The sequence below is a fragment of the Dyella sp. 01N36 genome (genome assembly GCF_056399745.1).
Window position 1 is genome coordinate 1 of sequence record NZ_JBFTRY010000259.1, and the last position, 4151, is coordinate 4151.

A 4151-nucleotide genomic window follows, 5' to 3' on the forward strand; every position below is an offset into this window, starting at 1 on the left:
GCAGCGGATGTTCATACGTCCAAACCGCGTTCGTGCCGCGGTCGCCTGCGGAGGGAATGCTGAAGTAGGAAGCGTCGCCCTTGTACGGGCAATAGGTGTTGTGTTCCGTGCGTTCGAGCAGGGACATGTCCACATCCTCGCGCGGGATGTAGTGCACTACAGGATAGTTCGCTTCCTGCAGGCTCAGCGAACGTCGCGTATCGGCAACGACGCGATCTGCCACGCGCACGACGACGTGGTCTTTGCTCGGCGTCACCTCGATCGGATGATCGGGTCCGGGAATGCGCTGAACTCGGCTGGACATGGCGTGGCTCCGCTTTCATGGGAACTGAAGGGTCCAACGTTACTCGCCGTCACGACAAGAAACAGTGCAGCGGATGTTCAACACCTGGGACGCCGCACCAGCGGCGCCGTTATCAGCCCAGCGCTTCCAACATGGCTTCCGCGGTGGAAACGCGGAATTCGCCGGGCGCTTCGACCTGCAGCTGCTTCACCACGCCGTTCTCGGCATACAGTGCGAAACGTCGCGCGCGCAGGCCCATGCCGTAACCGCTGCCATCGAGTTCGAGCCCGAGCGCCTTGGTAAACGCACCGTTGCCGTCGGCGAGCATCCACATGCCTGCCGGCACGTTCTGCGAGGCGGCCCAGGCTTGCATCACGTAGGCGTCATTCACGGCCAGGCACATCACTTCCACGCCGCGCTGCTGGAACTCGGCGAAATGCTTCACATAGCCTGGCAGATGCTTGTTGGAGCAGGTGGGCGTGAAGGCGCCCGGTACGGCAAACAGCACGACCTTCCGGTCCGCGAACAGGGCGCCTGTCTGGGCGGGTTCGATGCCATCGTGGACGACGCGGATCTCGACGTCGGGCAGGGTGTCGCCGACCTGGATGCTCATGGCAGAGTGCCTGTGATGATGGGGAAGGAGGCGATGCTAGCGCCATGGGGCCGGCTTGTCGCCTTGAATCACGCCGTTTTCGCACCCATGTGGTCGACCATAGCGACGCAGGCGAGGCCTCGCCATGCGTGACCCATGCGAGCCGGGCGAAGGGTGCCGGCCGATGGGTGCAGATCGAACGTGCCGCCCGTGAGTCCGGGCGGCTGAATTGCCGGGGAGTGGCAGTGGAATTCAAAGATTATTACGACATCTTGGGCGTGAAGCCGGAAGCGACCGAGGCAGAGATCAAGACTGCCTATCGCAAGCTGGCCAGGAAGTTTCACCCCGACAAGAACAAAGACGCGGGAGCGGAAGAGAAATTCAAGGCAATCAACGAAGCCAACGAAGTGCTGCGCGACACCGAAAAGCGTCGTGCCTACGATGAGCTGCGCGCTGGCGGCTACCGCGGCGGCGAACAGTTCCGGCCGCCGCCGGGCTGGAACCAGAACCACGGCTTCGATTTCGGCGGYGACGGCGGCGGYGACTTCAGCGACTTTTTCGAAAGCCTGTTTGGCGGACGCGGCGGAGCTGGCCCCGGTCCGCGCGGCGCGCCACGCGCGCGTCGTGGCGGCGATGTGCATGCGCATGTGCAGATCGATCTGCAGACCGCTTTTGACGGCGGTCGCACGCGCCTGGCGCTGCAGGATGGCAGCGGTGGCGAGCGCGTATTGGAAGTAAAGATTCCAGCAGGCATCCAACCAGGTCAGGTGATACGTTTGGCTGGGCAGGGCCATAGTGGTTCGGGTGGCGCATCCAACGGCGACCTGCTGCTGGAAGTGGGCATACGCGACGATGGCCGCTTCCGTCTGGACGGCCGAAACGTGCTGCACGTGCTGCCGATTGCGCCTTGGGAAGCCGCGCTGGGCGCCACGGTGCCGGTGCCGACGCTGGCCGGTACGGTGGATCTGCGCATTCCGGCAGGCTCGCAGTCGGGGCGCAAATTGCGCCTGAAAGGCCGAGGGCTTCCGGGCGCGCATCCCGGCGATCAGCTGGTGGAGCTGTCGATACGCGCGCCGCTGGCCGACACTGATGCGCAGAAGAAGGCGTACGAAGCCTTGCGTGAGGAGTTTGGCGATTACGATCCGCGGCATTGAGCCCCAGCGATCCAACGAAAAACGGCGCCCGAGGGCGCCGTTTTTCATGAAGCCAGCCGCAGCGCTTACGCCGGCAGCAGTTCCTTCAGCGTGTTCACCAGCTCTTCCTCACGGATCGGCTTGGTCACGTAGGCCTTCGCGCCCTGGCGCAGACCCCACACCTTGTCCGTTTCCTGATCCTTGGTGGTCACCAGCACGACAGGGATGTGCTGGGTGTCCGGATCCTTGCTGATCGTGCGCGTGGCCTGGAAGCCGTTGAGGTTGGGCATCACCACGTCCATCAGGATCAGGTCGGGGCGCTCGCGCCGGGCAGCCTCCACACCGGCGGCGCCGTCCTCGGCGGTCAGCGCTTCATGCCCGAGCTTTTCGACGATGCGCTTGATGCCCAACAGCTGCGACGGCGAATCGTCGACGATCAGGATGCGTGCCATAAGGTGGAATTCCCCTTGTTGTTTCGTTGGATTCTATGACGCGGAGCCAGAGCTTCCAAGCTGAGCGTAAGCTCAGCTTGCGCTACCTACGCGTACTACGGTACGCCCAAACGAATCGCCCGCAAGCATGCGGGGAAATGCGTCGGGCAACTGCTCCAAAGTGACTTCGCGCGTGGCGATGCGCTCAAGATGTTGCGGTTTCCAGTCGCTGGACAGCCGTTCCCAGACGCGGTCGCGCAGGTCGCGCGCCGTGCCGGCGGAGGCAATGCCCAGCAGGCTGGCGCCACGGATGATGAAGGGCATTACCGTGCTTTCGAAGCCGATGCCGCCGGCATTGCCGCAAATGGCGACGTTGCCGTAGGGCGCGATCAACGGCAGCAGGCCGGCCAGCATGGCGCCGCCGACGTTGTCGAGCGCGCCACCGAAGCGCGCCGAATCCATCGGCTTGCCGCTGAAAACGAGCTGGTGGCGATCGATGCACTCGGCGGCGCCGAGGTCGCGCAGGAAGTCGAAATGGGACGCCTTGCCGCTGATCGCATGCACGGCGTAGCCGGCGCGCGTGAAGATATCGATGGCCAGCATGCCCACGCCGCCGCTGGCGCCGGTGACGGCGAGCGGGCCCAACGCAGGCGTCTGGCGGTTGTCTTCCATGCGCAGCAGGGCAAGCGCGGCGGTAAAGCCGGCCGTACCGATGATCATGCTGTCGCGCAGGCTCAAACCCTTGGGCAGGTGGATGGTCCACGCCGAGGGCAGGCGGATGTATTCGCCATAACCGCCATCGCGCGTTTCGGACAGGCCACTGCCGGTGCAAAGCACGGCATCGCCTTCCTTGAAGGCCGGGTCGGTCGAGGCGACGACGGTGCCCGACACGTCGATGCCGCCATTGAGCGGGTACTGGCGGAGGATTTTGCCCTTGCCGGTGCCGGCCAAGGCGTCCTTGAAATTGATCGACGAATAAGCGACCTGCACCAGCACTTCGCCGGGGCTCAGCGCATCGGCGGCGAGGGTTTCGATGCCGCCGCGATAGCCGGCGTCGTCGTTATGGATACGGAAGGCGCGAAAGGCGCTGGGTGTACTCATGGCCAATCCTTAAAAGGCGTCGTGCCGGGGTCAGGCTTTGACGCTGCTGCGGTCGATCCATTTGGGCGTGTGGACGCCCTCGTAGCTGTCCAGCCAGTCGAACAGCTGCGCCATGTCCTGTCCGAACCATACACTTTCGCGCTGTTCGGGGCGCACGAATCGTTCGGTCACCATGTGATCCATCATGGCGCGCAGCTGTGTGTAGTAGCCGCGTACGTCGTAGAAGGCGCAGGGATAGCGGTGCAGGCCCAGCTGGGCCCAGGTCAGCATTTCGAACATCTCGTCCATGGTGCCGTAGCCGCCGGGCAGGGCGACAAAGGCATCGGACAGCTCGAACATGCGCGTCTTGCGCTGATGCATGGTGTCTACGACTACCAGCTCGCTGAGGCCGACGTGGGCCACTTCCAGATCGACCAGCTGGCGCGGAATGACGCCGATCACCTTGCCGCCGGCGGCCAGTACCGCGTCGGCCACCGTGCCCATCAGGCCGACTTTGCCGCCGCCATAGACCAGCGCGATGCCGCGGCGGGCCATTTCCGTACCGAAGGCACGGGCCTGTTGGACGTATTCAGGGTGACTGCCGCTGCTGGAGCCGCAGTAGACGCAAAGGG

6 protein-coding genes are annotated in these 4151 nt (G+C 64.3%); 1 reads left to right on the top strand and 5 read right to left on the bottom strand.

Going from position 1 to position 4151, the window contains the following annotated elements; all coding sequences use genetic code 11:
* Both AC1DMG_RS20475 and AC1DMG_RS20480 read right to left on the bottom strand, forming a co-directional pair.
* Positions 1–304, bottom strand: a 304-nt coding sequence (locus AC1DMG_RS20475; RefSeq protein WP_477181000.1) for a DUF427 domain-containing protein, incomplete at its 3' end; no start/stop codon positions are given.
* 112 nt (positions 305–416) lie between these two features.
* Positions 417–896, bottom strand: coding sequence for a peroxiredoxin (locus AC1DMG_RS20480; RefSeq protein WP_441604084.1), 480 nt, complete (start codon positions 894–896; stop codon positions 417–419).
* Between the two features lie 224 nt (positions 897–1120).
* Between AC1DMG_RS20480 and AC1DMG_RS20485 the strand changes: the two genes are divergently transcribed.
* On the top strand, positions 1121–2029 hold the full coding sequence (locus AC1DMG_RS20485) for a DnaJ C-terminal domain-containing protein (RefSeq protein ID WP_441604085.1): 909 nt from the start codon (positions 1121–1123) through the stop codon (positions 2027–2029).
* 65 nt (positions 2030–2094) lie between these two features.
* On the opposite strand, the gene pilH is transcribed toward AC1DMG_RS20485, so the two are convergent.
* The 3 genes from pilH to AC1DMG_RS20500 all read right to left on the bottom strand — a co-directional run.
* Positions 2095–2460 carry a twitching motility response regulator PilH gene (gene pilH / locus AC1DMG_RS20490; protein WP_477175968.1) on the bottom strand — a complete coding sequence of 122 codons (366 nt, stop codon included), beginning with the start codon at positions 2458–2460 and terminating at the stop codon, positions 2095–2097.
* Positions 2461–2532: 72 nt separating this feature from the next.
* Positions 2533–3540, bottom strand: a complete 1008-nt coding sequence (locus AC1DMG_RS20495; RefSeq protein WP_441604086.1) for an oxidoreductase — start codon at positions 3538–3540, stop codon at positions 2533–2535.
* A gap of 30 nt (positions 3541–3570) precedes the next feature.
* A partial coding sequence (locus AC1DMG_RS20500) for an LOG family protein (RefSeq protein ID WP_477181001.1) occupies positions 3571–4151 on the bottom strand: 581 nt, incomplete at its 5' end.

Coding starts and splice junctions, on each gene's coding strand:
- pilH (WP_477175968.1), bottom strand. CDS start 2,460: ATGGCACGCATCCTGATCGTCGACGATTCGCCGTCGCAGCTGTTGGGC.
- AC1DMG_RS20495 (WP_441604086.1), bottom strand. CDS start 3,540: ATGAGTACACCCAGCGCCTTTCGCGCCTTCCGTATCCATAACGACGAC.
- AC1DMG_RS20480 (WP_441604084.1), bottom strand. CDS start 896: ATGAGCATCCAGGTCGGCGACACCCTGCCCGACGTCGAGATCCGCGTC.